General features: G+C 63.7%; 17 protein-coding genes and 1 tRNA gene. 12 read left to right on the forward strand and 6 right to left on the reverse strand.

The window, feature by feature from the left end:
* Positions 1 to 163 precede the first annotated feature (163 nt).
* The 4 genes from C6V82_RS14210 to C6V82_RS14225 all read left to right on the forward strand — a co-directional run bounded on the left by C6V82_RS14210 (position 164) and on the right by C6V82_RS14225 (position 5,699).
* A complete protein-coding gene (locus C6V82_RS14210; protein ID WP_102586981.1) occupies positions 164 to 1,414 on the forward strand; it encodes a sarcosine oxidase subunit beta family protein in 1,251 nt (416 codons plus the stop codon).
* 178 nt (positions 1,415 to 1,592) lie between these two features.
* Positions 1,593 to 1,967 (forward strand): sarcosine oxidase subunit delta, encoded by a 375-nt coding sequence (locus C6V82_RS14215; RefSeq protein WP_102586980.1) that lies wholly within the window; start codon positions 1,593 to 1,595, stop codon positions 1,965 to 1,967.
* Positions 1,964 to 5,038: a sarcosine oxidase subunit alpha family protein gene (locus C6V82_RS14220; protein ID WP_102586979.1), complete on the forward strand. Its 3,075-nt coding sequence runs from the start codon at positions 1,964 to 1,966 to the stop codon at positions 5,036 to 5,038. Before C6V82_RS14215 ends, C6V82_RS14220 begins: the two co-directional genes overlap by 4 nt.
* On the forward strand, positions 5,031 to 5,699 hold the full coding sequence (locus tag C6V82_RS14225; RefSeq protein ID WP_102586978.1) for a sarcosine oxidase subunit gamma: 669 nt from the start codon (positions 5,031 to 5,033) through the stop codon (positions 5,697 to 5,699). Before C6V82_RS14220 ends, C6V82_RS14225 begins: the two co-directional genes overlap by 8 nt.
* 412 nt (positions 5,700 to 6,111) lie before the next feature.
* Here C6V82_RS14225 and C6V82_RS14230 read toward each other — a convergent pair.
* Positions 6,112 to 6,188, reverse strand: a tRNA-Met gene (locus C6V82_RS14230).
* Positions 6,189 to 6,376: 188 nt separating this feature from the next.
* Between C6V82_RS14230 and phbB the strand changes: the two genes are divergently transcribed.
* A complete protein-coding gene (phbB, locus tag C6V82_RS14235; protein ID WP_102588078.1) occupies positions 6,377 to 7,123 on the forward strand; it encodes an acetoacetyl-CoA reductase in 747 nt (248 codons plus the stop codon).
* A 109-nt stretch (positions 7,124 to 7,232) separates the two neighbouring features.
* Here phbB and C6V82_RS14240 read toward each other — a convergent pair whose 3' ends face one another.
* Positions 7,233 to 10,025: a DUF349 domain-containing protein gene (locus C6V82_RS14240; RefSeq protein ID WP_102588077.1), complete on the reverse strand. Its 2,793-nt coding sequence runs from the start codon at positions 10,023 to 10,025 to the stop codon at positions 7,233 to 7,235.
* A gap of 295 nt (positions 10,026 to 10,320) precedes the next feature.
* On the opposite strand from C6V82_RS14240, the gene minC reads away from it, so the two are divergent.
* The 4 genes from minC (at position 10,321) to sbcB (ending at position 13,850) form a co-directional block, all read left to right on the forward strand.
* Positions 10,321 to 11,070 (forward strand): septum site-determining protein MinC, encoded by a 750-nt coding sequence (minC, locus tag C6V82_RS14245; protein ID WP_102588076.1) that lies wholly within the window; start codon positions 10,321 to 10,323, stop codon positions 11,068 to 11,070.
* Positions 11,071 to 11,128: 58 nt separating this feature from the next.
* Positions 11,129 to 11,947 carry a septum site-determining protein MinD gene (gene minD, locus C6V82_RS14250; RefSeq protein ID WP_102588075.1) on the forward strand — a complete coding sequence of 273 codons (819 nt, stop codon included), beginning with the start codon at positions 11,129 to 11,131 and terminating at the stop codon, positions 11,945 to 11,947.
* Positions 11,944 to 12,195 carry a cell division topological specificity factor MinE gene (gene minE, locus C6V82_RS14255; protein WP_102588074.1) on the forward strand — a complete coding sequence of 84 codons (252 nt, stop codon included), beginning with the start codon at positions 11,944 to 11,946 and terminating at the stop codon, positions 12,193 to 12,195. Before minD ends, minE begins: the two co-directional genes overlap by 4 nt.
* Positions 12,196 to 12,356: 161 nt before the next feature.
* The gene (gene sbcB, locus C6V82_RS14260) at positions 12,357 to 13,850 is read left to right on the forward strand and encodes an exodeoxyribonuclease I (RefSeq protein ID WP_102588073.1); all 1,494 of its coding nucleotides are present in this window, start codon (positions 12,357 to 12,359) and stop codon (positions 13,848 to 13,850) included.
* 81 nt (positions 13,851 to 13,931) lie between these two features.
* Here sbcB and C6V82_RS14265 read toward each other — a convergent pair whose 3' ends face one another.
* Both C6V82_RS14265 and C6V82_RS14270 read right to left on the reverse strand, forming a co-directional pair.
* Entirely contained in the window at positions 13,932 to 16,787 is a 2,856-nt protein-coding gene (locus C6V82_RS14265) for an insulinase family protein (RefSeq protein WP_102588072.1), read from the reverse strand.
* Positions 16,788 to 16,822: 35 nt separating this feature from the next.
* The gene (locus tag C6V82_RS14270) at positions 16,823 to 17,497 is read right to left on the reverse strand and encodes an SOS response-associated peptidase (protein ID WP_102588071.1); all 675 of its coding nucleotides are present in this window, start codon (positions 17,495 to 17,497) and stop codon (positions 16,823 to 16,825) included.
* Positions 17,498 to 17,746: 249 nt separating this feature from the next.
* Between C6V82_RS14270 and C6V82_RS14275 the strand changes: the two genes are divergently transcribed.
* Both C6V82_RS14275 and C6V82_RS14280 read left to right on the forward strand, forming a co-directional pair.
* Complete coding sequence (locus tag C6V82_RS14275; protein ID WP_102588070.1) at positions 17,747 to 18,364, forward strand: TetR/AcrR family transcriptional regulator; 618 nt, start codon at positions 17,747 to 17,749, stop codon at positions 18,362 to 18,364.
* A gap of 53 nt (positions 18,365 to 18,417) precedes the next feature.
* Positions 18,418 to 19,083, forward strand: coding sequence for a 1-acyl-sn-glycerol-3-phosphate acyltransferase (locus tag C6V82_RS14280; RefSeq protein WP_373297639.1), 666 nt, complete (start codon positions 18,418 to 18,420; stop codon positions 19,081 to 19,083).
* 15 nt (positions 19,084 to 19,098) lie between these two features.
* On the opposite strand, the gene C6V82_RS14285 is transcribed toward C6V82_RS14280, so the two are convergent.
* Together C6V82_RS14285 and C6V82_RS14290 are read right to left on the reverse strand one after the other, a co-directional pair.
* The gene (locus C6V82_RS14285) at positions 19,099 to 20,370 is read right to left on the reverse strand and encodes an HlyC/CorC family transporter (RefSeq protein WP_102588069.1); all 1,272 of its coding nucleotides are present in this window, start codon (positions 20,368 to 20,370) and stop codon (positions 19,099 to 19,101) included.
* A gap of 85 nt (positions 20,371 to 20,455) precedes the next feature.
* Entirely contained in the window at positions 20,456 to 21,259 is an 804-nt protein-coding gene (locus C6V82_RS14290; protein ID WP_102588068.1) for a cytochrome C assembly family protein, read from the reverse strand.
* 205 nt (positions 21,260 to 21,464) lie between these two features.
* Between C6V82_RS14290 and ffh the strand changes: the two genes are divergently transcribed.
* Positions 21,465 to 22,892: a signal recognition particle protein gene (gene ffh / locus C6V82_RS14295; protein WP_102588067.1), complete on the forward strand. Its 1,428-nt coding sequence runs from the start codon at positions 21,465 to 21,467 to the stop codon at positions 22,890 to 22,892.
* The last annotated feature ends 167 nt before the right edge of the window (positions 22,893 to 23,059 follow it).

A 23,059-nucleotide genomic window follows, 5' to 3' on the forward strand; every position in this document is an offset into this window, starting at 1 on the left:
CTTTTCAGGTATCGGTTCGCTTTCAATCAGGGGTGAGCCAGCGGGTGCCCGTGCCCGCTGCCGACAGTATGAAACGGTCCTTCGATACCCGGTGTGCCGCCGTCATCGCCGATGCGATCAGCGCGACGTCCCTCGCCTGAATCCATCTGTCAGGAGAACTCCCATGCAACGCTATTCAGGCTTCGGGCTGGCCAAGCACGCGCTGAGCCACCACGAGAACTGGGAACGCCAATGGCGTAATCCCACGCCCAGGAAGCAGTACGACGCGATCATCGTCGGCGGTGGCGGCCATGGCCTGGCCACCGCCTACTACCTGGCCAAGGAGCACGGCATCACTAACGTGGCCGTGGTCGAGAAGGGCTGGCTGGGCGGCGGCAATACGGCGCGCAATACGACGATTGTGCGCTCCAACTATCTATGGGACGAGTCCGCCGCGCTCTATGAACACGCGATGAAGCTGTGGGAAGGGCTGTCGCAGGATATCAACTACAACGTGATGTTCTCCCAGCGCGGCGTGATGAACCTGGGGCACACGTTGCAGGACATGCGTGACATCCAGCGCCGGGTCAACGCCAACCGCCTCAATGGCATCGACAGCGAGGTGATTACCCCCGAGCAGATCCAGCAGATCGTGCCGATCATGGACTGCTCCAGGAATACCCGCTATCCAGTGCTTGGCGCTTCCTGGCAGCCGCGAGCCGGCGTGGCGCGCCACGACGCCGTGGCCTGGGGCTATGCTCGCGCCGCCGATGCGCTGGGGGTCGACCTGCTGCAGAACACCGAGGTCACCGGCTTCAAGATCCGTGATGGCCGTGTGCATGGCGTGCACACCAACCGCGGCGATATCGAGGCGAAGACCGTGGGCTGCGTGGCGGCGGGTAACTCGGGTGTGCTGGCGAAGATGGCCGGCTTCCGGCTGCCGCTGGAGTCCCACCCCTTGCAGGCATTGGTCTCCGAGCCGCTCAAGCCTGTGCTGGATACCGTGGTGATGTCCAACCATGTGCACGGCTACATCAGCCAGACCGACAAGGGCGACCTGGTGATCGGCGCCGGCATCGACGGCTACAACGGCTACGGTCAGCGCGGCAGCTATCCCACTGTGGAGCACACCCTGCAGGCCATCGTCGAGCTGTTCCCGATCTTCTCGCGGGTGCGCATGAACCGCCAGTGGGGCGGCATCGTCGACACCTGCCCGGATGCCTGTCCGATCCTCTCGAAGACACCAGTGAAGGAGCTGTTCTTCAACTGTGGCTGGGGCACCGGCGGGTTCAAGGCGACCCCCGGGTCGGGCCATGTATTCGCCTGGACCCTGGCCAAGGGCCAGACCCATCCGCTCGCGGCTCCGTTCTCCATCGACCGTTTCCACACCGGGGCGCTGGTCGACGAACACGGCGCCGCCGGCGTCGCGCATTAAGCGTTCATTTCTACGCGTTCGTCGAGATGAGCGCCGGGGACGAGGCGCAGCGAGGGTCTTTTGCCAGGGAAGGCAAAAGTAGCGCCCATGGAAGGGTTCACAGCGCCCTCGCGAGGCTTGTCGCCGGGAAAGCTCATCCTGTATCGGGTTGTGAAAGACGCTCCAAGGGAGACCAACCATGTTCCATATCTACTGCCCCTACTGCGAGGAGCACCGCGAGGAAGAGGAGTTCCACCCCAAGGGCCAGGCGCATATCGCCCGCCCTGAGGACCCCGAGGCTTGTTCCGACGAGCAGTGGGGTGACTACCTGTTCTTCCGTGACAACCCACGCGGTATCCACCACGAGCTGTGGGTACACGCCGTCGGCTGTCGCAAGTTCTTCAACATCACGCGCAACACCGTGAGCTACGAGATCCTCGAGACCTACAAGATGGGTGAGGCGCCACGCTTCACCGCCGAGCATCCCGAGGGCAGGCCCGCCGAGACGGTGGCTGCCGAGAGAACCGCCGCTGGGGCTGACAAGGTCGAGCGTCAGCAAGGAGCCAAGGCATGAGCCAGTCGCTGAAACAACCGAATCGTCTCCATGAGGGCGGGCGTATCGATCGTTCCCATACCCTGAGCTTCACCTTCAACGGCACGCGGTACCAGGGCCATGCCGGCGACACCCTGGCCTCGGCGCTGCTGTCCAACGGGGTGGATATCGTCAACCGCAGCTTCAAGTACTCGCGCCCGCGCGGCATCGTCGCTGCTGGCGCCGAGGAGCCCAATGCGCTGGTCCAGCTGGGCAGCAGCGAGGCCGCCCAGGTACCCAACGTGCGCGCCACCCAGCAGGCGCTGTTCGAAGGCCTCACCGCGCAAAGTACCAATGGCTGGCCCAACGTGCAGCGCGACGCCATGAGCCTGATCGGCAAGCTGGGTGGGCGCTTCATGCCGCCGGGCTTCTACTACAAGACCTTCATGGCACCCGCTTCCATGTGGATGACCTACGAGAAATACATCCGCAAGGGGGCGGGCCTCGGCCGCAGCCCCATGGAACGCGATCCCGATCACTACGATCACCTCCACCAGCACTGCGATCTGCTGGTGATCGGTGCCGGGCCGGCTGGCCTGATGGCGGGCTTGACCGCCGCGCGCAGCGGGGCCCGGGTGATCCTCTGCGACGAACAGGAAGAAATGGGCGGTTCGCTGCTCGATAGCCGTGAACTGCTCGACCACCAGCCCGCCTACCGCTGGGCGGAGCGCGTGATCGACGAGCTGGGCCGGCTCGACAACGTCACCCTGCTGCCCCGCACCACCGCCAACGGTTACCACGACCACCACTTCGTCACCCTGCATGAACGGCGCACCGAACATCTTGGCGAGACCGCGCCACTGGTCGATGGCGTTCGCCCCGCACGTTCGCGCATGCATCGCGTGCGCGCCGGGCAGGTGTTGCTGGCCACCGGTGCCCACGAGCGGCCACTGGTGTACGGCAACAACGATGTGCCGGGCAACCTGATCGCCGGTGCCGTTTCCACCTATATCCGCCGCTATGGGGTGGTGCCGGGCGAGAAGCTGGTGCTCTCCACCACCAACGACCATGGCTACCGTGCCGCCCTGGACTGGATCGACGCTGGCCGCGAGGTGGTGGCCATCGTCGATGCGCGCCGCAACCCGGACGGCGACCTGGTGGCCGAGGCACGTGCTCGAGGTATTCGCATCATCGACGGTGCAGCGGTGCTGGAGGCGAGGGGAGAGAAGCGGGTGAGCGGCGCCCGCGTGGCCGCCATCGATGTCGCGGCGTTCAAGGTCGCGGGCCAAGCCGAGACCCTGGCGTGCGACACCATTGCAAGCTCCGGTGGCTACAGCCCGGTGATCCACCTGGCTTCCCACACCGGCGCGCGGCCGTCCTGGGACGACGAGCTCCTCGGTTTCGTGCCGAGCCTGGTGAAGGGCGTGCATGCCGCCGGCAGCGCGCGTGGCGTCCATGGCCTGGCGGAAGGTCTTGCCGATGGCACGGCCAAGGCGTGCGAGGCGCTCGCTGCGCTTGGCAAGTCCGCCGATGCCATCGCGCTGCCCCAGGTCGATGCCCGTTACGAGAGCACGGCCTGCGCGCTGTACCAGGTGCCCCACGAGAAACCGACGCTGCGGGCACCCAAGCAGTTCGTCGACCTGCAGAACGATGTCACCGCGGCGGCCATTGAGTTGGCGACGCGCGAGGGCTTCGAGTCCATCGAGCACGTCAAGCGCTACACCGCCATGGGCTTCGGCACCGACCAGGGCAAGCTCGGCAACATCAACGGCATGGCCATCGCCGCTCGCTGCCTGGGCAAGTCAATTCCCGAAGTGGGCACCACGGTGTTCCGTCCCAACTACACGCCGGTGACGTTTGGCGCCATTGCCGGTCGTCATTGCCGCGAGCTGTTCGAGCCCAAGCGCTATACCGCACTGCACCAGTGGCATGTGGAGCACGGCGCCGAGTTCGAGGATGTCGGCCAGTGGAAACGCCCCTGGTATTTTCCACAAGTACGCCCACAAGTACGCCCCGACGCCACCAACGGCGAGCGCGAGAGTATGGCGGAGGCGGTGGCCCGCGAGTGCCTGGCGGTGCGCGAGAAGGTCGGCATCCTCGATGCTTCCACACTCGGCAAGATCGATATCCAGGGCCCGGATGCCCGCGAGTTCCTGGGCCGCATCTACACCAACAAGTGGGCCAAGCTGGCCGTCGGCCGCGCCCGCTACGGATTGATGTGCAAGGACGATGGCATGCTGATGGACGATGGCACCACCAGTTGCCTTGCCGAGAATCACTTCCTGATGACCACCACCACCGGTGGTGCCGCCGGGGTGATGGAGTGGCTGGAGCTTTGGCACCAGACCGAATGGCCGGAACTGGACGTCACCTTCACTTCGGTGACCGACCACTGGGCCACCATGACGGTGACCGGCCCCGAGGCGCGCAAGCTGCTCGCCGAGATCACCGACATCGACCTCGACCGCGACGCCTTCCAGTTCATGGACTGGCGCCAGGGCAAGGTGGCGGGGGTGCCGGTGCGGGTGTTCCGCATCTCCTTCACCGGCGAGCTGGCCTACGAGATCAACGTCCAGGCCAACTACGCCATGCATGTCTGGAAGACCCTTTTCGAGCACGGCGACAAGTACGGCCTGACGCCCTACGGCACGGAGACGATGCACGTCCTGCGCGCCGAGAAGGGCTTCATCATCGCCGGGCAGGACACCGACGGCTCGGTGACCCCGGAGGATCTGGGCATGCAGTGGGCCGTCGGCTACGACAAGCCGTTCCCGTGGGTGGGCAAGCGGGCGCTCTCGCGCTCCGACACCCGCCGGGTCGACCGCAAGCAGCTGGTGGGCCTCAAGCCCAAGGACCCGAAGGTGGTGCTGAAGGAGGGCGCCCAGATCGTCCTCGATCCGGATCACGCCATTCCCATGCCCATGGTGGGCCATGTGACCTCGAGCTACTACAGCCCGACGCTGGAGAGCGGTTTCGCCCTCGCCGTGGTCAAGGGCGGCCATTCGCGCATGGGGGAAACCGTCTACCTGCCCATGGCCGACGGCAAGACTCACGCCGCTGAAATCGTCAGCACGATCTTTGTGGATCCAAAGGGAGCGCGCCAGAATGTCTGAGCAAACCGCAAGCTGGTTCAACGTCTACAACGTGCGCCCTGAGACCGAGGTGCCGACGGAGTCCCCGCTGGCCTGGTCCTGCCACCATAGTGGCCGCCCGAGTGTCAGCGAGAAGAGCCGCGTGGTGCTGCGCGAGCGCGCGATGCTCGGCCATCTGATCCTGCGTGGCGGTGCCATTATGCTCGACGAGGCGGTACGCGAGGTGCTGGGGTTCGGCCTGCCGGGGCGCCCCAACACCCTGACTCGGGACGAGAGCGGCGAACGCTCTATCCAGTGGTTGTCGCCCGACGAGTGGCTCGTGATCGTGCCCGGCGGCGAGGAGTTCGATCTGGAAGGCAAGCTGCGCGAGGCCCTGGGCGATGCACACGATTCCTCGGACAACCACTACGCCATCGTCAATGTCAGCGGCGGCCAGACACTGCTCGAGCTCGAGGGCGAGTGTGCCCGTGAGCTGTTGATGAAGTCGACGCCCTATGACGTCCACCCCGATGCCTTCCCGGTGGGCAAGGGGGTCACCACGATATTCGCCAAGGCCAGCCTGATCCTGCGTCGTCCCACCGAGGATCGCTGGGAACTGGTGCTGCGCAGAAGCTTCGCCGACTACCTCTATCGCTGGATTCTGGACGCCGGCAGGGAGTACGCCATCGGCGTCGATGCCTGACGAGCATCGGTCTTATCCGAGCACACAAAAAAGACCAGAACCGCTGGGTTCTGGCCTTTCCTTGAATTTGGTAGCGGGGACCGCCGATGTTGAAACAAAAGCGAACCGATGACCTTCTTGGGCTTATGTCGGAGACGCACAAAAAAAGACCAGAACCGCTTGGTTCTGGCCTTTCCCGGAATTTGGTAGCGGGGACCGCCGATGTTGAAACAAAAGCGAACCGATGACCTTCCCGGGCTTATGTCGGAGACACACAAAAAAAGACCAGAACCGCTTGGTTCTGGCCTTTCCTGGAATTTGGTAGCGGGGACCGCCGATGTTGAAACAAAAGCGAACCGATGACCTTCCCGGGCTTATATCGGAGACGCACAAAAAAGGCCAGAACCGCTGGGTTCTAGCCTTTCCTGGAATTTGGTAGCGGGGACCGGATTTGAACCGATGACCTTCGGGTTATGAGCCCGACGAGCTACCAGACTGCTCCACCCCGCATCAACGTGTGGCGTATTCTACACCTTTCCTGATCACGGTCAAGGGGGTTCAAACGCTCGTCCCGTTTGCCTTCCGTGGTTCATACTGCAGAGGGTTGTCATGAGCCGATGAGCTCATCAGGCATGACAATTCGGGCGTTGGCTCAGCAGGCCTCGCCGTTCCGCGTCATGAAAATCAGGGAGGTAACGATGGCCAATAACGCACAAGTTGCATGGGTCACAGGTGGTACTGGCGGTATCGGTAGTTCGATCTGCCGCACCCTCGCCGCAGAGGGCTACCATGTGGTCGCGGGGTATAATAATCCAGAGAAGGCCAAGGCATGGCTTGAGACCCAGAAAGCCGATGGTTTCGACAACATTTCGCTGTCCGGTGTGAATCTCACCGACTATGACGCTTGCGTCGCCGGGGTGAAGGAGATCCAGGAGGCGCACGGCCCGGTGACCGTTCTGGTCAATTGTGCCGGCATCACTCGCGACGGTACCTTGAAGAAGATGACCCCCGAGCAGTGGCACGAGGTCATCGATACCAACCTCAACAGCGTGTTCAATACCTGCCGCAGTGTGATCGAGGGCATGCTCGAGCAGAGTTATGGTCGCATCATCAACATCTCATCGATCAATGGCCGCAAGGGACAGTTCGGCCAGGCCAACTACGCTGCTGCCAAGGCAGGCATGCATGGTCTGACCATGTCGCTGGCCCAGGAAACGGCCACCAAGGGTATCACCGTCAATACCGTGTCACCTGGCTACATTGCCACTGACATGATCATGAAGATTCCAGAAAAAGTTCGTGAGTCTATTCGCGAGACCATTCCGGTCAAGCGCTATGGCACGCCAGAAGAGATCGGCCGGCTGGTGACTTTCCTGGCCCACCAGGAGTCGGGCTTCATCACCGGTGCCAACATCGATATCAATGGTGGTCAGTTCATGGGCTAATCAGCCCGGCTGGTAACGCCTGCATCACTACCACGATCCTGGTAATGGTTCAGGCACCAACGCGAAAGCGCGAGGTAAACCCTTGCGCTTTCGCCGTTTTGGCGGCTTGTCAGGGCGGCGGCAGGCGTGTCAGTTGCTCGAGCATGTGGTCGAATTCACCGACCTCGCGCGCCCATTCGGCCGGCGGCACCGGCCCGATCGCCAGCAGCTCGCGCAACACACCATGCAACTCCTCGGCACGGGAGGGTTCCCGGCCGAGGTTCTCGTTGAGCCGTTCGACCTGGATCGCCAGGCGTAGCGGGTCGTCGCGATGGCTCACTCGACCGACGGCCAACAACGAAAGGTGTACCCGGACTCTTGCCAGGCGCTCCTCCACGTTGCCGGATGGCGAGTGGCGCGCGATATTGCGCTGCGCGTGGGCGTTGGCCATGTCGTGGGTCAATGTCAGCCCATCGGGTATCGCCACATCGCTGGGGTGCTCTCCAGAGAGGCTTGCCGCGTCAGCCTCGAGGTGGGCGTCAAGGAGTGGCTTCACTGCGCGCCAGCGCTCCACTTCGTCGATCACCGCGAGCCTCGCCAGGCGTTCGCTGCGGGCGCGAATGATGCCCGTCCAGCGTCGCCGCATCCCTTCGGTACGTCGCCCGGCAGGCAGTGGCTCGAGTGCTGATGCCTCACGGATGGCCTCTTCGAGTAACGGTGCATCATGGCTGGTGGCGGGTTGCCACGCATCGAGCCGGTCGATCAGGGCCTGCATGGCGTCGAGTCGGTGCCTGGCGCGTTGGGCGCGATCATCACGCTCGGCCTCGCGAGACGCAAAGATGGTATCGCAAAGGCCGCGGAACTCTCGCCATAGGGCCTGTTCCTCGCCTTTTGGCGCACGCCCCAGTTCGCGCCATTGGCGCTGTAACCCCTTGGCCTGGTCGGCGCTCCGTGATGCGGGAAGATCACTCTCGGTGAGCGCTCGGGCCTGCTCGATCAGTTCTCGCTTGGCGGAGGCGATGACCAGGGCGCGTTGATCGATCAGCGCCTGTAGCTCGTGGCGGATACGCCCGAACCGTCGGCCGATGGCCTCCGTCTGGTCGCGCGGCACGGGGGAGGCCAGCCGCCACTGCTCGCGGGCCTTGTCGCGGATCTGGCGCAGGGCATCGGGGTCGGCCTGTTCGGCGGGCTGGGCGAGCAGTGTCTCGAGTTGTTCGCACAACGCTTCGCGGGTTTCGAGGTTGTGCTGGCGCTGTTCATCAAGCCGTGCGCGCCATGGCGCCAGGCGCTCATGGATGCGATCAGAGGCGGCACGAAAGCGCCCGGCCTGTTCGCGGTTGGCAGCGGCATCACCCAGCGATTTCCACTCCTTGACCAGTTGACGATGCCGGCGGTCGAGCTGAGCGTCGCTCAGTGTCTCGTCCTCGGCCAGTGCCGCGATGGATTCGCACAGTTGGTCGCGCTTGGGGCCGGCCACGAAGCCGCGCCAATCGCGTAGCTCAGCAAGCTGCGCACCAAGACGCTTGAGCCGTGCCTCATGGGGTTGGCGATATTTGGCCGGCAGCGTTTCGGCTTGTTGACGCAGGCGTTGATGCACGCGGCTGGCACCCTTGAAGGCACCGCTTTCCAGTAGCTTCTCGAACTGGTCCAGCGCGGCTTTATAGGCGTCGGCCTGGGCAGTCAGGTCCGACGGTTGGTTGGCGTCATTGTCGTACGCCAGGTGTTGGCGTACTCGGTGCAGCAGGGCAGTCGGCGCCAGATTGTCCGGCCAGCCGCAGGCATCGACAAGCGCACGAAGGCGTTCGTCGTCGCCATCGGCCAAGGCGCGCTCGAGCTCGCCCGCACGCTCTTCGAAGCGAACCCAGGCCTGGCTGATGCGTTCGAAACTCTGGCGTGCGGTGTCATAGCGTTCGCGTAACGCCTCATCGGCGAGGTGCTGGTCGGAAAGCGCCTGCCAGCGGTTGGCCAGCAGCTGTTTCTGGGCACGCAGGCTGTCGATGTCCTGGCGTGAAATGCTGTCGCTGCGGTAGAGGGCATCGAGGCTCTCCTCCAGCGCTTCCACCAGCGATACCCGCGCCTGGTCGGCATCCTCGCGCTGCTGGTGTGCCACTTCGCGTGAACGCTCATGGGCCTCATGGTCCCCGATGACCTTTCGACAGCGCAGGCAAGCGTCCTGATAGCGGCGTTCCTGTGATGCTTCAGGTGAGTCATCGAGGCTGGCCCATTGGCGCATGAGATGGCGGAAGCGACCGGCGTAGAGGGGCTCCCAAGTGGCATTGGCATGTCGCTCAAGATCATTGATCAGTGCCTCGCGGCGATCACGCGCAGCGGCAATCGATGCGGCATCGGCGCGAATGCGGTTAAGCCGTTCCCGTGCCTGGCGCATGACCTGGCGGTCGCGTTTGGCCTGTTGGGCGAGGTGTGCAAGGCCAGCCTCGCTCTCGACGCGAGCGGCAGCGGCGTGTCTGACGGCCGCGATGCCATTATCGCAGGCTTGGCGAATCAAGGCTTGTTCGTCGCTGATTCGTGCCAGTGCCGCAAGGCGTAATTGCTGGTTGTCCCCCTGCAGGGCGACGGCGGCAAGCAGGTCAGGTTGGTCCAGCCGCTCGGCGAGTTCGATGCGTGCGCCAAGCGCGAGGTTGCCGTCACGGCCGTTGATCAGCTCGATCAGGCGTGTGTGCAGTTCGTTACATCCCCCGTCGGCATTGGCATTCTGATCCAGCAGCGCAAGCAAGCGCTCGGGGTCGTCGAGCCTCGCCAAGGCGGCTCGCCGGACGTCAACGTCAGGGTCCAGCGCCAGCCTTTCCAGTGCCTGGCGCTGTTCGGGGCGGGCAGTGTCCAGCCGGGGAATGGCCTGGAGGCGTACCGCCGGGTCACGGTGTTCCCAGCGGGGAGCAAAGAAGCGGCGAAAGAGTCCTGACATTGGTGATCCTGGCATGGGTGCGTCACGCAGCGAGGCACGCGAAGATGGTCGTTTGACTATTGTTGTTACCGGTCCGGTGTCCGGTGGGCGACCCGGTCGGCTGCCGGGTCTCAAATGCTTCTTCTGTATCTAAGCACGCGCCGGCGTTGGGGAAAAGTCCGCATTGCCGATGGGGTGTGGCAAATGAGAGACACTGACAAGCTGGCCGTGCTGAGCTTATGATCAGTTGCAGGGGACGAGTGACTCGCTTAGCTTTGACTCGATACCCCGACCATCACAGACGTGGAGTTCGGCAATGAGCCTCAAAGTGGACAGGGACAGCATGGCCTTTACCTTCAAGGGTGGCATGCTACCGATGACGGTCATGGAGCTGACCAGCGCCGACCCCGAGCGTATTCGCGACCAGCTCGCCGGCAAGCTCAGTCAGTCACCGGCTTTCTTCCAGCATACACCGGTGGTGCTCAGCGTCGAGAAGCTCGACGAGCCCCACCTGGCGCTCGAGCGAATCTGCGCGGTGTGCCGTGCCCACAAGCTATTGCCGGTGGCAGTGCGCGGTGGCCCGGAACCGGTCAAGCAGTCGGCCTGGGCGCTGGGGCTTGGCTGGTTTCCCCCGCAGGAGGCCAGTCGCCCCAGGGCACTCGAAAGCGTGGCGCCTGCGGAGCCGGAATCCGCCCTGGAGGTTGCCGATGAGCTCGAAACGCCGCCCGGCGTGACGAGTGGTGGTCGGATATACCGGGGCACCGTGCGCTCCGGCCAGCAGGTGACGGCGCCGGAAGGTGATCTTGTGGTCGTGGGTGCGGTGAATGCCGGTGCCGAGGTGCTGGCCGCGGGTAGCGTGCACGTCTATGGCGCCCTGAGGGGGCGTGCACTGGCGGGTATACATGGCGATGCCATGGCCAGTATCTTCTGTCGAGAGTTGCGTGCCGAGTTGCTCTCGGTGGCGGGCAACTACAAGCGTCTCGAAGACATCGACCCACGCTTGCTGGGTACCACCGTGCAGGTGCGCCTGGATGGCGACCAGTTGGGTATCACGTCGCTGAGCTGAGCTCGCGGCGCTATCGTCACCGCTTTAATTTACCTTACCGACTGACAGGAAGTGACACTTGGCCAAGATCATCGTTGTGACCTCCGGCAAAGGAGGCGTCGGCAAGACCACCAGCGCGGCAGCCATCGCCACCGGTCTGGCGCTGCGAGGCAACAAGACAGTCGTCATCGATTTCGACGTGGGGCTCCGTAACCTCGACTTGATCATGGGGTGCGAGCGCCGTGTGGTCTATGACCTCGTCAATGTCATCCAGGGCGAGGCAGGACTCAACCAGGCGTTGATCCGCGACAAGCGAGTCGACAACCTGCACATCCTTCCGGCCTCACAGACCCGCGACAAGGACGCCTTGAGCGTGGAAGGGGTCGAGAAGGTGCTCGAGACCCTGAGCAAGGATTTCGATTTCATCATCTGCGATTCCCCGGCGGGTATAGAACGCGGCGCTCAACTGGCCATGTATTTTGCCGATGCGGCAATCGTGGTGACCAATCCCGAGGTCTCGTCGGTGCGCGATTCCGACCGCATGCTGGGCCTGCTCGCCTCCAAGACACGGCGTGCCGAGCGAGGGGATGACCCGATCCAGGAACACTTGCTGATCACTCGCTACAACCCGTCTCGGGTCGATCTCGGTGACATGCTCAACCTGGAGGACATTCGCGAAATCCTGGCGATCGACCTGATCGGCCTGATTCCCGAGTCCGAAGCGGTATTGCGTGCCTCCAACCAGGGTGTGCCGGTGACGCACGACGCCACCAGCGATGCGGGGCAAGCTTACACCGATACCGTGGCCCGCCTGCTTGGTGAAGATGTGCCGCTGCGTTTCCATGAGTATCAAAAGAAAAGTCTGCTTAGCCGCATGTTCGGGGGAGGTCGCCGGTGAAGTTACTGGAATTCCTCAAGCGAGAACGCAAGAAGTCGGCGTCGGTCGCCAAGGAGCGACTGCAGATCATCGTCGCCCACCAGCGCAGTCAGCGTGGCCAGCCCGACTACATGCCGATGCTGGAGAAGGAGCTGCTGGAGGTGATTCGCCGCTATGTGCAGGTCGATGACGATGCCATCAACATCAGCCTCGACAGCGAGGATAATTGTTCGGTGCTGGAGCTCAACGTCACCCTGCCGCGCGCGTAACGAGCGTAACTCGGGCGGCGGTGTGATGACACTTTCGCGGTCAGCCGCTGGCTGAGCGGCTCGTCTGCTGGTCGCGCCACCCAGCCTGGTAGAGGTCCGGGCTCGATATGCTAGGCTGGGCCCTCACCAAGCCCGCATCGATGACCGGAGAGCCCTCGCCCATGGCGCCGCAAGCCGCCCCGACGACCTTCCTTTGGCATGACTACGAGACCTTCGGTGCCGACCCGCGCCGCGATCGACCCTCCCAGTTCGCGGCGATTCGCACCGACGCCGATTTCAATGAGATCGGCGAGCCGGTGGAGTGGTTCTGCAAGCCTGCCGATGATTACCTTCCCCACCCCCAGGCCTGTCTGATCACCGGGATCACGCCGCAGCAGGCGCGCCGCCGAGGCATGCCCGAGGCGGAATTCGCCGGGCGCATCCAGGCATTGATGAGCGAGCCGGGTACCTGCGTGGTGGGCTACAACAGTCTGCGTTTCGATGATGAGGTCAGCCGTCACCTGTTCTACCGTAACCTGCTCGACCCCTATTCGCGTGAGTGGCAGAACGGCAACTCGCGCTGGGATTTGATCGATGTGGTACGTGCGTTTCATGCCCTGCGTCCGGCGGGTATCGAGTGGCCGCAGCGTGAGGATGGCGCGCCCAGTTTCAAGCTCGAGCATCTGACCGCGGCCAATGGCATCAGCCATGAGGGTGCCCACGATGCGGTGGCCGATGTGCGTGCCACCATCACGCTGGCGCGGCTGCTGAAGGCGAGCAACCCCCGGCTGTTCGATTACTTGTTGGCGCTGCGCGGCAAGCGCGATGTCGCCAGGCTGCTCGATGTTCCTGGCCGCAAGCCCGTCGTGCATATCTCGCGTCGCTACCCTGCCAGCCGTGGCTGTGCTGCCCTGGTGGTGCCGTTGGCCGAGCATCCCACCAACCCCAACGGGGTGATCGTCTATGACCTCTCGGTGGCCCCGGCGGCGTTGTTCGACCTCAGCCCTGAGCAGATTCGCCAGCGGGTGTTCGTCAGCAATGATGAACTCGCCGAGGGTGCCGAGCGTATTCCGCTCAAGGTCATCCATATCAACAAGTGCCCGGTGCTGTTCCCGTCCAGTGCGCTGAAGGACGTGGAGGGTCCCCAGGCGGGCGAGTACGGTGAGATCGTGGCGCGCCTGGGGCTCGACCTCACGGCCTGTCGGGAACACTGGAAGCAGTTGGCCAAGCACCCGGAGGTGGCCGCTCGGGTCGCCGAGGTGTTCGCCGAGCCGCCGCCGGATGGGCCCGGTGACCCGGACCTGATGCTCTATTCAGGCGGTTTCTTCTCACCTGCCGACCGCAAGCAGATGCAGCGGGTACGCGAGTCCGACCCGTGGGATCTCGTCGGCGCGCGTTTCGCTTTCCAGGACCCGCGTCTGGAGGAGATGCTGTTTCGCTATCGGGCGCGTAGCTTCCCCGACACCCTGGAAGGCGAGGAGCTGGCGCAGTGGGAAGCCTATCGCTGGGCGCGCATGAACGACTCGGCGGTAGCGGGCCTGACGCTCAAGGGCTTCGCCCGTGAGATCGAGCGCCTGAACCAGGTGGCGTTGAGCGACCGCGACCGCCAGATTCTCGAGGAGTTGGTGATGCACGTGGAGGCGATCATGCCGGCCCAGGCCTTCGACGCCGACTGATCATCCGGCATTCGTCGCTCATCAAATCGCCCGGCCATTGGCCGGGCGATTTGGTTGGCATGCAGGTGATGCGATTTCGGATCATTCGCTTTCGGGAAACGGGCTCAGGTGTCGGGTCAGCGCCAGCACATCGTCGGGCTCATCGCCGGGGTCGAAGGCGACCTGCATGACGGCTTCCTCGCGCAGCCTGGGCCATAGCTCGCGCAGTTCGTCGGGCGTGACCTCGAGCGCGCGTTCGGCGAGCCGCTGGCGACGCTCGAAGTCGATGTCACCGTAGGCTGTCGCCTGCCACAGCCGCCCGGCACGGCCGGAGAGGCTAGTGTCGCGCTGGGTCAGGTTGCTGTGCACCGCCTGGCGATAGGGCGCAAGACCTTGCTCATCGAGGTCTTCCAGTTGTGTCGCGAAGTCTTCGAGGAAGGCGTCGATTCGTGCCTCGATAGCCGCGCTTTCGGTGTCGGGAGACTGCACGAGCAGGCCGATACCCGGTGCGTCCAGCAAGGGGGAATAGCCTGCGTTGACCACGTAGCCTAGCTGTTCTTCGGTGCGCAGGCGTTGGTAGAAAGGTGTGTCGAGCAGCTGCCCCAGCACGGCCAGCCGGGCCTGGCTTTCTAGCGAGCGATCCGGCCCTTGCAGGTAGCGCAACACCACGGATTCCTCGCGGCTGGTATGCGGTGCCAGGTCAGGTAGGGCCGGGTCGACGCGCAGCGGCACAAGGTCGGGAATGCGTGCCTCTGCCAGTGTCGGATCAAGGCGCTGGGCGACTTGCCTGGCTGTCTCGATCGCCTGATCGGCGGGCAGATTGCCCACCGCCATCGCCTCCAGGCGCAGCTCACCAAGGAATGCCTCGCGGTAGTCACGCAGGTCGCTTACCTCGAGGTCCTGGCTGGCCGAAAGCAGCGTGGCGCTTGGCCACTGTGGGCGTACCAGTGCCTCGGCGAGCGTGCGGCTGGCGGTTTGATGCAGCGATGCCTGAGGCGCATTGCGCCACTCCCGCTGCAGTTGATAACGCACGCGCTGGAAGGTCGCTTCATCGATTTCGGCGTCATGCAGTTGCTCGAGGACGCGAAGCATCAGTCTGGATTGACGATCGCGCCAGCCGGAAAACGACAGGGTGATGCCGCGTGCGTGAGCATAGGCTTCGAAGTGCTGGCCAGCCAGCCTTGCGGGGTACAGGTCTTCATTCAGGCTGTCGCCGAGCCAGCCCGCCAGTAACCGGGAAAGTACCGCGTCGCGGGCGGTCTCGGCAGCCGGGGGGTGTTGCAGGCTGAACCGCCACTCCACCTTGGGTGTATCGAAGGTGGCATCGCTCATGTGCCACAGGCCGAAGGCCGGTTCATCGATCACCAGGCTCGGTTGTTCGTGCTGTTCATCGAACAGTTCGAGGTCTTCGGCGATATAAGGGTTGGCCTCGGGAAGCGATAACCCATCAAGCGCTTGTGTCATGTCGCCTGGGCCGGTTTCAAGCTCCTTCCAGGGCGTGTCGAACCATGGCGATACCTGCTGACCTTCTACCTCCGGACCACTGTAGAGGCGTAGCAGGTTGTCGGGGCGCAGGGCGTCTAGATAGCGCTGGGTGGCGTCTGGGTCGAAGCCTTCCATGCGGTAGGGGGCGTACTGCACGTCCTCCACCGGGAAGCGCGACAGGTTCATGGATAGTCGCATGGCGCTCTGCAACGAAGAGCCATGCTGCTGGAAGCGAAACTCCTGCTCGGCCAGGCGTGCCTGTTCGGCATAGCGCCACTCCTCGAGCCCGTTGTCGTGGAGCTGTTCGATGGCAGCGAACAGTGTGGCCTCTATCTCATCGAGGTGTTCTGCACCGAGGGGTGTCAGGCTCACGCCAATGCTGAACAGCGCGTGCTTGCCATCGCCCCGCGAGACGCCGGCGGAGAGCCCGTCGGCCCAGCCTGCCTCGCGCAGCACGGCCAGCAGGCTGCCATCACCTTCATCCCCCAGCAGGTGGGCGAGCAGGGACGCGGGCTTGGTCCGGTAATCCTGAACTGGGTCGTCGATGGGAAACAGGAAGCGCGCCTGACGGCTGTCGCGTACCGACTGCAGCTCGACCCGGCGAGGCAACGACCCGTCTTCGACAAGCGGTATGTCGATCTCCGGAGGCGCAAGGCCGCGGTCGGCGATGGCGGCGAAGCGCTCGCTGACCAGGGTCTCGAGCTCGTCGAGGGGCTGTGGCGCGACGATGGCCAGATGCATGACATTGGCGTCGTAGTACTGTTCGTAGAAATCGATGACACGCTGGCGAAGGTCCGGCTCACCTTCGGGCGGGTTGGCCAGGGTCTCGCGGCTGCCCACCGAGAACCCGTTGGTGGGATTGTCCGGGTTGAGCAACTGATTGAGGACATCGTTCTCGCGCCGGCCATCATCGCGAATTCGCGCCATGTACTCGGAGTGGACGATATTGCGCTCGCTCTCGAGTCGGTCGGCGTTGAACAGCGGCGAGATGAAGAACTGGCTGAAGCGATCCAGGGCGCCGGGCAGTGCATCCGGGTCGATGTCGAAGAAGTAGTTGGTGTCCTGTGGCGCGGTGAAGGCGTTGTGGTTGCCCCCATGACGTGACAGATAGCTTTGGTAGGCATCGGCCTGGGGGTATGGCTCGGTGCCCAGGAACAGCATGTGCTCGAGGTAGTGCGCGAGTCCTTGCAGGTCATCGGGGTCCTGGGCGCTGCCGACACTGACATTCATCGACGCCGCCGCCTTGTCGGCTTGCGGATCGTTGACCAGCAGCGCGGTGAGGCCGCTCTCCAGCCTCAGTACCCGATAGTCGCGGCTATCATGGGGGCTGGTGAGCGGAGTGGCGACCTCGCTGATGGCAGCATCGCGCTCGGCAGATTGCGCAAGCGCCATTCCGCCGCACAGCAGGGAGCCGGTGAACACCAGCAGACCAAGTGGCAAGCGTGGATGGGTGTCGGGGATGGCGAGGGACATCGTCGCTCCTTGTGGGATGGCGAATGCTGGCGTCATCAAGGCTGGTGGCGCAGCATGGGGCCGATCGGGTGTGCGCAGCTGGTATCCTGATGAGACGGACTATTGACTCGTCTTGATACCGGAAAAGCGCCAAACAGTTCCGCTGGCGCACTGCGCAAAAGCCCTTTGATGTGTTCTAAAGGGGTCTGCGGGGTCAACCAGGCCATGGCATCGTCCTGTGATATCACCCCAGGCAGCCGATCCGTCAGCGGCGACAGCAGGAGGGGACTTGGTACGGTGATCAATGCCAGCGAGTCGGTGTGCTCAACCAGACTGGTCGGAAAGCGACACCACAGCGCAGCCAACAGCAGTGGCCCGCGGTCTACCCGGGTCACCAGGAAGGGTTGCTTGCCCCGCGCCTGCGCTTGCCACACGTATATGCCCGTTGCCGGCACCAGGCAGCGGCGCGCCGCGAAGGCGTCGCGAAACATCGGGCGGCTTGACAGTGATTCGGCGCGTGCGCAGTGCGGCGCGTGATCCAGAACGTCGAGCCAGGGAGGCGTCAGCCCCCAGAAAAGGCGCCCCAAGTGTGGCTGGCCGGCCTCCAGGCGGATCGCCGAGAGCATCCTGCGGGGTGCCATGTTGGGGCAGCTCACCAGTGGTGCATCGCAGACCAGGTCGGGCAGCAGGGCGTCGGGGTCGAGCGGGGCAATGTGCAGTCGGCCGGCCATGGAGGCTCCGCGATGGGTGGGGCGTCAGGGTAACCAACTCCCGGAGGGGAGACCAGAGGGGCGAAAAAGCAGCCCCCTTTCATCGCGCCTTGCCGTCGCCTTCCCATCGCATCGGGGCCGTGAACTTGCGTTTGGCTTGTGTATCGATAAGCTGTCGAAAACAGTGTTCGATCTGCGCTATGCTGGTGGACAGCCGCAACATCCTCGTTTCGGTTGATCACCGCCCTTACACGGTTCGCGAGGAATCCGATGGCCCGTCCCAGACAGCATGCGCCCGAGGCGCTACATGCCCAGGTCATGGCGGCATGCGACGCATGGTTGCTGGAAAACCCCGTGCACACGCTGTCATTGCGTGCCCTGGCGCGTGAGGTCGGCTGTGCCCCGAGTACCTTGCTCAAGCTCTATGGCAGCTTCGGCAACCTGCTCCAGCACGTCAATATCGAGACCCTGGCCCGGCTACGCGAGGTGATCGAGCCACTGACCACCCAGGCGACTCCCGAGCAGCGCTTGAGCGCCCTGGCGAGGGGCTATTGGCAATTCGCTCAGCGTGAAGCCTTCCGTTGGCAGCTGCTGTTCGATTATCCCCTGGCCCAGGAAGGGGAGCTGGATCAGCGCCAGAACGACATGATCGAAGCGCTGTTCGTGCGCGTCGAGGCCACCCTCAAGGAGTATCAGCCTGCCCTGGGAGACCTCGAGGCGCGTCGCCTCAGTCGAACCCTGTGGGGCAGCGTTCATGGTCTGGTACAACTGGGACTCAATGAGCGTCTCGGCTACTGGCAAGGCCAGCAACTCGAAGTCGGCGAGTTGCTCGACCAGTTGCTTGCCACCATCCTTGCGGGGCTCAAGGCAAGGTCAAGCACGGCGTGACGATACTGGTGTGGCTGGCGGGGCTGCTGTTGCTGGTCTTCGCGGGGAGCTGGATAGCGCGTCACCCTCGCCAGGTGGTGCGTTGGCTGGTCTGGTGTGTGGTCAGCCTGGTCTATCGCATGCGCCTGCGTGGCCAGCGGCACATTCCCCCACGTGGCGCCGCCGTGGTGGTCTGCAACCATGTCAGCTTCATGGACGCCCTGGTCATTGGCGGTGCCAGCCGCAGGCCGCTGCGTTTCCTGATGGATAAACCGATCTACGACTCCCCTCGCCTCAATTGGCTATTCCGGCTGGTGGGCGCCATTCCCGTGGAATCCGAACGCCGCGATCCGGGGAATATTCGGCGTGCACTGGAGCAGGTCAGCCGTGCGCTGGCCGAGGGGGAGGTAGTGATGCTGTTCCCGGAGGGTCGCCTGACCCCGGATGGCGATGTCCAGCCATTCAGGCGGGGCCTGGAGCTGATTCTGGCTCGTGACCCGGTGCCGGTGATTCCGGCGGGGCTCGCCGGCTTGTGGGGCTCCTGGACATCACACGCCGATGGGCCAGCAATGTCCCGGCCGCCGCGCCGCTTTCGGGCGCGCGTGGCGTTGGTGTTCGGCGAGCCGATCGCGCCACATGAGGCATGTCGCCAACGGCTCGAGGCACAGGTGCGATTGCTCAAGGCCGAGGCGGATCAGTGGATCGATACACCGAATCTGAACGCGCTGGAGCGTCGCTGAGCTTTCGCCCGGGGATCAACGATGTCTTGGTGCCTGCCAGCAGCGCGCGGCGGTGATCAGGTTTTCCCGAACCTCGAGAATTTCCATGCGCACGTTGCCGACCTGAAGGCAGGCGGGGCCTGCCGGAAAGGATTCGAGGTGCTCGAGCATCAGGCCATTGAGGGTCTTCGGCCCGTCGGTGGGTAGCTGCCAGCCCAGCGACTTGTTGATGTCGCGGATGTTGGCGGTGCCTTCGATCATGTGACTGCCGTCGTCCTGGCGGTGAATATCCTGCTCCATGCCCGCCACGTCGGTGGTGAACTCGCCGACGATTTCCTCGAGGATGTCCTCGAGGGTCACAAGGCCCTCCACATCGCCATATTCGTCGACGACGATGCCGATCCGCCGTTTCTGCTTCTGGAAGTTGAGCAGTTGCGTATGCAGGGGCGTGGACTCGGGGATGAAATAGGGCTCGCGGGCTTCCTGGACGATGGCCGCCTTGGTGACTTCGTCGCGGGAGAGAAAGCGCGCCGCATTGCGCAGGTGAAGCATCCCGATGATGTTGTTGATATCACCCTTGAAGACCGGCAGGCGCGTGTGCTGACTGGTACGAATCTGGGCCAGGATGTCCTCCAGCTCGTCGTCGAGGTCGATCCCCACGACCTCGTGACGCGGCACCATGATGTCGTTCACGGTGACGTTCTCGAGGTCGAGGATCGATAGCAGCATGGATTGGTGTCGCTGCGGAATCAGCGTGCCAGCCTCGTGCACCACGGTGCGCAGTTCATCACGAGTCAGGTTGTCGCCACCCCCTTCGATGCTCTTCACGCCAAGTATCCGCAGCAGGCCGTTGGAGATCACGTTGACCAGCCACACCAGTGGATAGAGCAGCTTGAGCAGGGGGCCCAGGACAAACGAGGCGGGGTAGGCGATGCGCTCGGGCTTGACGGCGGCATAGGTCTTGGGCGTGACTTCGGCAAAGATCAGTACGGTGACCGTCAACAGCGCGGTGGAAATGGCGGGCCCCGAGACATCACCGAAAAAGTGGATGGCGATGATCGTGGCAATGGAGGCGGCAAGGTTGTTGACGAAGTTGTTGCCGATCAGGATGACCCCGATCAGCCGATCGGGCCTTGCCAGCAGGCTCACGACACGCTTGGCCGCTGGTTCGCCGCTGTTGGCCTGATGGCTCAGGCGATAGCGGTTGATCGACATCATGCCGGTCTCGGAGCTCGAGAAGAAGGCAGATAGGCAGATGAGCAGGAACAGCAGGCTGAACAGCAATCCCAACGGAAAGTCGTCGCTCAAGTCGAAGGATCCTCAATGGCGTGTCAGGCACGATTGGACGGGAGTTGACCGGCGAGTGTCAAGGCGCTGTTTGTGCGCTAAGGGGTCAGCTGCGGTTCAGTACCACCTCGAGAATCACCTTGCTGCCGAAATAGGCCAGCAGCAATACGGCGCAGCCTCCCAGGGTCCAGCGCACGGCGCGCATGCCACGCCAGCCCAGTCGGTGATGGCAGAACAGCAGCGTCGCGAAGATGCCCCAGGCGGTGAGCGACAACACGGTCTTGTGGGCAAGGTGCTGGGCGAACATGTTGTCGAGAAAGGCGAAGCCGCTGGCGATCGACAGCGTGAGCAGCGCAAGCCCCGACCAGATCAGCTCGAACAGCAGGCGTTCCATGATGGTCAGTGGTGGCAGTGCCTGAACGATGCCGCGGGTCTGGTGGTGGCGCAGCGCCTGATTCTGCAGGCCGAAGATCACCGCCTGTACGGCGGCGATCGACAATACCGCGAATGCCAGCGCCGAGCTGAGGGCGTGCAGCGCGATGCCCGGGCTGATCGAGTGCGCGACATGCTGGGTATCCGGCAGGCCGACGGCGAGCAGCAGGATCAGCCCGGCCAGCGGAAACAGCGCGACCGAGACGTTAAGGACGGGCTTGAAAAGGCTGACCAGAATCAGCAGTGCCACTACCAGGGCACCCAGCAAAATGGCGTTGTTGGAGAGGCTGGTCGTGGACAGCTGGCCTTTATCGGTGAGCACGATGATCAGCGCGATGTGGAATACCAGCCCCAGCGCGCCCATCGATCTGACCAACAGGGGGTTCTGGGGCACTCGGCGCATCAACGCCAGTCCTTGCCAGGAGGCAGCGGCGATATAGAGGATGAGGGCCAGGACGGCCAGGGATAGCGCCTGCATCGATTGCGTTCCGTGCGCCTTGCTGGATGAATGGCATGGGTCAGTGGTGTGGCTACTATACCCAATACCCTCGGTTTCGCACAGGGCAAGCCAGGCTCGAGCAAGCGATCACCGTTTCCAGTTGAATGGCATGCTGCATGGAGACTGTCGGCGACAGCGCGTATAATGCTTGCCAAATCTCAGGCCGTCATTATCGGAGTGGCCAATGTTCCAGAGTCTCAGTGAGCGGCTGTCGCAGACGCTCAAGTCGATCAAGGGTCAGGCACGCCTGACCGAAGACAACGTCAAGGACACCCTGCGCGAGGTCCGCCGGGCGCTGCTCGAGGCGGATGTCGCGTTGCCGGTGGTCAAGGCCTTCGTCGAGCGGGTGCGCGAGCGCGCCGTGGGTCAGGAAGTCTCCAAGAGCCTCTCGCCGGGTCAGCAGTTCGTCAAGATCGTCCAGCAGGAGCTCGAGGCGATCATGGGCGAGGCCAATGAGGGGCTGTCGCTCAAGGGTTCCCCCGCCGTGGTGCTGATGGCCGGCCTGCAGGGCGCGGGCAAGACCACCTCGGTGGCCAAGCTGGCGCGCTATTTGCGCGAGCGAGAAAAGAAAAAGGTGCTGGTGGTGTCGGCGGACGTCTACCGTCCGGCGGCCATCGACCAGCTCGAGACCCTGGCGTCCGAAGTGGCGGTCGACTTCTTCCCGTCGCGCTCCGATCAGCAGCCGGTGGCGATCGTCGAGGCGGCGATCAAGCACGCCAAGATCCAGTTCCATGATGTGGTGATCATCGATACGGCCGGCCGCCTGGCCATCGACGACGCGATGATGGCGGAGATCCAGGCGCTGCATAAGGCCGTTTCGCCCCAGGAAACGCTGTTCGTGGTCGATGCCATGACCGGCCAGGATGCCGCCAATACGGCCAAGGCCTTCCACGAAGCGTTGCCGCTGACCGGGGTGATCCTCACCAAGGCCGACGGTGACGCGCGCGGCGGTGCGGCGCTTTCGGTGCGCCACATCACCGGCAAGCCGATCAAGTTCATGGGGGTCGGCGAGAAGGTCGATGCTCTCGAGCCGTTCCACCCCGATCGCGTTGCCTCGCGCATTCTCGGCATGGGCGACATGCTGTCGTTGATCGAGGAAGCCGAGCGTACCGTCGACAAGAAGAAAGCGGAGCAGTTGGCCAAGAAGGTCAAGAAGGGCGATGGCTTCGACCTTGAGGATTTTCGCGACCAGCTCCAGCAGCTCAAGAAAATGGGCGGCATGGGCGGCTTGCTCGGCAAGCTGCCTGGCATGGGCCAGATGGCCGAGATGGCTCAAGGCCCCGGTCCCGAGAAGGAAATGGGCAAGCTCGAGGCGCTGATCAACTCGATGACGCCTCATGAGCGGCGGCGTCCCGACATCATCAATGGCTCGCGCAAGCGGCGCATCGCCGCCGGTGCTGGTCTGCAGGTTCCCGATCTCAATCGGCTGCTCAAGCAGCACAAGCAGATGCAGAAGATGATGAAGAAGGCCGGCAAGAAAGGCGGCATGCAGAAAATGATGCGTGGCATGGGCGGCATGATGGGCGGCGGCGGTCCCGGCGGCCCAGGTGGAATGGGTGGCCCCGGTGGAATGGGCGGCATGGGAGGCCCTGGCGGCCTGCCCAGGCGATAACGCCCGGCCACGCGAGCCAAGGCCGATAAAAGGTTTCCAAGCGGGGCTTTATTCCGTAGAATGCTGCGTCTTCACTGGCAGGGCCGCGAGAATTCGCGGCCGCCGTCGTGACCGAATGCCTGATGCGGGCTTGAAAGCCCGCTTCCCGAGCAGATCAACCGTAACCT

It is taken from the genome of Halomonas urumqiensis, assembly GCF_003028575.1.
Lineage (GTDB): Bacteria > Pseudomonadota > Gammaproteobacteria > Pseudomonadales > Halomonadaceae > Halomonas > Halomonas urumqiensis.